This is a genomic window from Oryzibacillus soli, assembly GCF_051594765.1.
In the GTDB taxonomy this organism is placed as follows: Bacteria; Bacillota; Bacilli; order Paenibacillales; family NBRC-103111; genus Paenibacillus_AR.
In genome coordinates this window covers 1-4818 of record NZ_JBPPGJ010000043.1, presented here as the reverse complement: position 1 = coordinate 4818, position 4818 = coordinate 1, and the positions used below count along the sequence as shown (strand labels likewise).

6 protein-coding genes are annotated in these 4818 nt (G+C 57.9%); all 6 read left to right on the top strand.

All coding sequences use genetic code 11. The features are described from left to right. The first annotated feature begins 43 nt into the window (after positions 1-43). Positions 44-1480, top strand: a complete 1437-nt coding sequence (locus ACSEXW_RS27820) for a phage tail sheath family protein (protein ID WP_438449445.1) — start codon at positions 44-46, stop codon at positions 1478-1480. After that, positions 1477-2004, top strand: a complete 528-nt coding sequence (locus ACSEXW_RS27815) for a phage major tail tube protein (protein ID WP_438449444.1) — start codon at positions 1477-1479, stop codon at positions 2002-2004. Before ACSEXW_RS27820 ends, ACSEXW_RS27815 begins: the two co-directional genes overlap by 4 nt. A 33-nt stretch (positions 2005-2037) precedes the next feature. Beyond that, positions 2038-2343 carry a hypothetical protein gene (locus tag ACSEXW_RS27810; protein WP_438449443.1) on the top strand — a complete coding sequence of 102 codons (306 nt, stop codon included), beginning with the start codon at positions 2038-2040 and terminating at the stop codon, positions 2341-2343. Between the two features lie 156 nt (positions 2344-2499). Further along, entirely contained in the window at positions 2500-4356 is a 1857-nt protein-coding gene (locus ACSEXW_RS27805; RefSeq protein WP_438449442.1) for a phage tail tape measure protein, read from the top strand. After that, on the top strand, positions 4349-4573 hold the full coding sequence (locus ACSEXW_RS27800) for a phage tail protein (RefSeq protein WP_438449441.1): 225 nt from the start codon (positions 4349-4351) through the stop codon (positions 4571-4573). The genes ACSEXW_RS27805 and ACSEXW_RS27800 overlap by 8 nt, the downstream gene beginning before the upstream one ends. Beyond that, a partial coding sequence (locus ACSEXW_RS27795; protein ID WP_438449440.1) for a hypothetical protein occupies positions 4570-4818 on the top strand: 249 nt, incomplete at its 3' end. The genes ACSEXW_RS27800 and ACSEXW_RS27795, both read left to right, overlap by 4 nt.

The following is a 4818-nucleotide window of genomic DNA, read 5'->3' as shown; positions in this document are numbered from 1 at the left end:
CATCCCGGATTATATCCTCGAATAAGAGAAAGGACGTGTTCTCATGCCCTACAAACATGGGGTCTATGGCTCTCAGGCCGCGACGACTGACTCGCTGCCGCCCTCCGGCGTGGCGACCCTGCCGGTCTATATCGGCACGGCACCGGTGCAGCAGCTCACCAACCCGGCGGCTGCCGTCAATACGCCGATTTTGATCACCAGTTACGAAGATGCCAAGGCCAAAATCGGCTACTCCGATGACTGGACGACCTTCACGCTCTGTGAGGCCGTATATGCCCATTTCAAGAGCCGGATCCAGCCCATCGGCCCGATTATCGTAATCAACGTCTTCGATCCGACGAAGCATACCACGGCGGTGACCGGAACCAGTGTGGCGATCACCAATGGGGTCGGATACCTGGATTCGCCGGCCATGCTGTCCTCTATCGCCATCACCGGGAAGGTCCTGGGGACCGATTTCACGGCGGAGTATGAAGGTGAACGGGTCAAGCTGAAGGCGTTGACGACCTTGGCCAACCCCTCCAGCGTGAACTACAGCAAGATGGACGTCACCAAGGTGACCACGGCGGACGTTATCGGCAGCAAGACGGCTGCCGGCGTGCGCTCTGGCCTCTCGGTGATGGAGCTCATCTATCAGACCCACAACATGATCCCGACCCTGCTGGCCGCCCCCGGCTGGTCTGAAACGAAGGCCGTAAAGGAAGCCATGATGACGGCGGCCAAAGGGATCAATGGTCACTGGGACGCTTATGTGCTGGCCGATCTGGACAGCAAGACCTCGAAGACTGTTGTCTCCGCCATCACCTGGAAGAGCACCAACGGGTACACCGACCTGGGGCTGAAGGTTGGATGGCCGATGGCGAAGGTGGCGGGAAAGGTCTTCCACGCTTCGACGCTGATTGCGGTCCGCATGCAGCAGACGGATTATGCGGCAGATAACGTGCCGTATGTGAGCCCGTCCAATAAGCAGGTGGACATCACCAGCACGGTGACCGGCGACGGGTCCGCCATCGTCTTTGACGAGCAGGAGGCCAACGAGCTGAACAAGAACGGCATCACGACGTTCAACTTCCGCTCTGGTATCTGGGTCCTTTGGGGCCCGCACGGCGCGAACTACACCTACGGCGCCCAAATGGATCCGCGGGATGTGTTCGATGCCAGCATCCGGATGATGCAGTACCTCTCCAACAGCTTCCAGGCCCGGTATATGGCGAACGTGGACGGTCCGCTCAACCGCAGTGTGGTGGATACCATCTTGAACGATGCCGGCACCTGGTTGAACAGCCTGGTGGCCGACGGGAAGATGCTGCACGGGAAGATCGTCTTCAACGAGACGAGCAACCCGACCAGCTCCATTGTGGAGGGGGACTTCGTCTTCGATATCCAGACTACGACCACGCCGGTGGCCAAGAGCTTGAACTTCCGCCTGCAGTATACGACTCAGGGACTTAATACCCTGTATGGAGGTGCATCCGCGTGAAGATCACCAACAAAACGATCCAGTACAAGTTGAAAGCCACGGACCTGAACGGGATCCTTCAGATCGTGGATGACGTCACGGACCTGCAGCTGCCCTCCATCGAGAAGCTGACCGACACGACCAAGGGAGCAGGTATTATGGGGGAGGTGGATATGCCCAGCTACGGGCAGATCGGCAGTATGACCTTCACCGTGAATCACCGGGCGGATAATCCGGTCTATGCGGTCCTCTCCCGTCCGGGAGAGATTCGCTTCGAGGTGATATGGGTGACGGACATCTTCGATACCAGCGGAAACCGGATCAGTGTCCAGCAAAACAAGGTGTTCATGACCGGATTCAACAAGAAATACGACCCAGGAAAGCTGGAAGTGAACGGTTCGGCGGATGGGTCCAGTGAGTATGAGATTGTCAATTACCGCAAGGTGGTCGACGGAGTTGAAGTGCTCTTGATCGATAAATTCAATTACCGCTATGTCGTCAATGGCGTGGATCTATACGAACAGCTGCGGACAGCTCTGCAATAAGCAGGGCTGTTCCTATTTCGAGGAGGATGAATGATGGCTACGTTCAAACTGAGCAAGCCCATTTCGATTAACGGAACCTCTGTACAGGAGCTTCCTTACGATTTCGATACCCTTAACGCCCGGGATAAATTGGAGGCCACCAAGGCCTACACGAAGGCCGGGAACATCGTCTCTGTTCAGGAACTGGATCCGGCCTATCACTTGTTCATCTTCGCGGCCGCGGTTCGGAAGGCGGAGCCGTCCATCGAGATCGATGACGTGCTCCGGATGAGCTTCAAGGATGCGGCTAAGGCAGAGGGCATGGTCCGGGATTTTTTCTTCATCGGCTCGGAGTCCTGACCGACAAGTACCTCCGGCAGTGCATCACTCAACTTGTCTTTCATCACTTCGCTACCCGCCAAGAATGTATGAGCATGCCGATCGTGGAGCTGATGGAGTTTTACGAATCCCTGGCGGACGAAGCTGAGCGACAGGCAAAGGAGGCAGAGAGGAACCGTGGCAAGTAAACGAGAGCTTCAAGCCTTGATCGTGCTGGCCGGCAAGGTGGATCCGAGCCTTCGGAAGGCCCTCCAGTCTGCCGAGAAGGGGACACAGCGGATTACACGGGAGACGGGGATCCTCGGCAACGTGATGAGCCGAACCTGGGGCTTGGCCAAGACAGCTGTAACCGGTGGAGTGGTGGCAATCGGCACGGCCATGGCGGCCGTTGCAACCAAGGGCATTATGCTGGCATCCGATCTCCAAGAGGTCCAGAACGTCGTGGATGTGACATTTGGCCAAAACGCGACCAAGATTAACCAATGGGCCAAAACGGCCAAGAATGGCTTTGGCCTATCGGAGCTGGCGGCGAAGCAGTATAGCAGCACGATCGGAGCCATCCTGAAAAGCTCTGGATTGGCCAACAATCAGATCCTCGAGATGTCGGAGGGCATGGCCAGTCTGGCTGGCGACTTCGCTTCCTTTTACAACGTTAGCCAGGATGCTGCTTTCGAGAAAATCCGTTCCGGTCTGACCGGTGAGACGGAGCCCTTGATGGCTTGGGGTATCAACATGCAGGTAGCTGCCTTGGAGGCCTATGCGCTTTCGAAGGGCATCAAGACCTCCTTCGACAAGATGAACGAGGCGGACAAGGCCATCCTGCGCTATAACTACTTGCTGGAACGGAGCAAGGACGCCCAGGGCGACTTCGCCCGGACCTCCAATAGCTTTGCCAACCAGCTGCGGCTCATCAAAACCAACGCCGGCGAGACGGCAGCCAAGATCATGAACAGCACCCTGCCGGCCTTCACAAAGCTGTTCCAGCAGGGTAACCAGCTGATGAGCAAGTTCGGCGGCGACCAGGCGCAGATCGAGCGGATCTCCAACAAGGTCGCGGGGGCCGTGGAGAAGGGAATCGCCTTGATCCCGGCCGCTACTCAGGCCATTCGCAGCTTCGCCAACGGGGTATGGGATGCGGGGAACGCCGCGTACCGGATCTATAGCTTCATGAGTGATCACTGGACGCTGATTAAGCCGCTCATCTACGGCATCGTGGGGGCCATGCTGGTCTGGAAAGGTACCCTGGGGGCTATCGCTCTCTATGAGATGGTGACGAAAGCGGCCACCCTCGCCACCGAGGTCTTCAGCATTGCCAAGTGGAAGGATGCAGCGGCCACCACCTACCTCCACATCCTTTACGCGAAGGATGCGATCATGAAGGGGATCAGCACGGCGGCCACGTGGGCCGGAACGGCGGCCACCTGGGCAGCCACCGCGGCAACGACAGCCTTTGGCGCAGTCTTGGCCTTTATCACCTCGCCGATCGGTATCGTGGTGCTGGCAATCGGTGCTCTCATTGCAGGGGCCGTGCTGCTCTACCAGCATTGGGACACCGTGTCCGCCTTCCTGGCCAACTCCTGGGAGGCGATTAAATCGGCCTTCGTGGTGGGGGTAAACTTCATCGTGGATAAGCTGAATTGGCTCATCAAGAAGATAAACAAGGTCAAGATCCCCGGCATGAAAATTCCCTTGATCCCTACTATCGGGGAAGAGACCGTCTCGCAGTCCGTTTCCTCGATGGATCAATATGCCTCCGGGGGCTTCGCAAGTCGGCCATCGATATTCGGGGAAGCTGGACCTGAAGCGGCCATTCCGCTGAAACGAACTCCGAGGAGCTTGGGCCTGCTCAACCAAACAGCCCAGGCGCTTGGCGTATCACCGGCCGGAGGAGGCCCGACATTCGTTTACGCACCAAACATACCCGGTGGCGGGAATGCTGATGGCATCCGGGCGATGATCTTATCCGGCTTTGAAGACTTCAAAGCTATGTGCGAGGAGTGGTGGGAATCGAAACGGAGGGAGAACTTTGACTGATACCTATTACGTTTATACGGCGGTGGCCGGCGATTCCTTCGACGCGATCGCACTCGACTTTTACGACGACGAGACCCGGGCCACCGTCCTGATCCAAGCGAATCCGCAGTACAGGCGGGTGCTCCTCTTCGAGGGTGGGGAGGAGCTGCAGATCCCGATCCTGGAGAAGACGGTCACGGCCGCCACGCTGCCTCCCTGGAAGCGGGTGAGTGGATGAACATCCTGTACAACGGGGTGGACATCACCTCTGCTGTTCAGCCAACGGTGCTGCAGCTGACGGACCACGCCGGCGGAAGGCCGGACAGCCTGTCCGTCGTCTTCGCGGATCCAGATGGCCTATGGAGCCAGTGGAAGCCCCGGAAAAATGACCTCCTGCAGGTGAGAACGGGCAGCTTCGATACAGGGGCCATGTTCATCGACCATCTGGAGCAAGGCGCCGGGGAATTTGCCATGAAGGCCCTG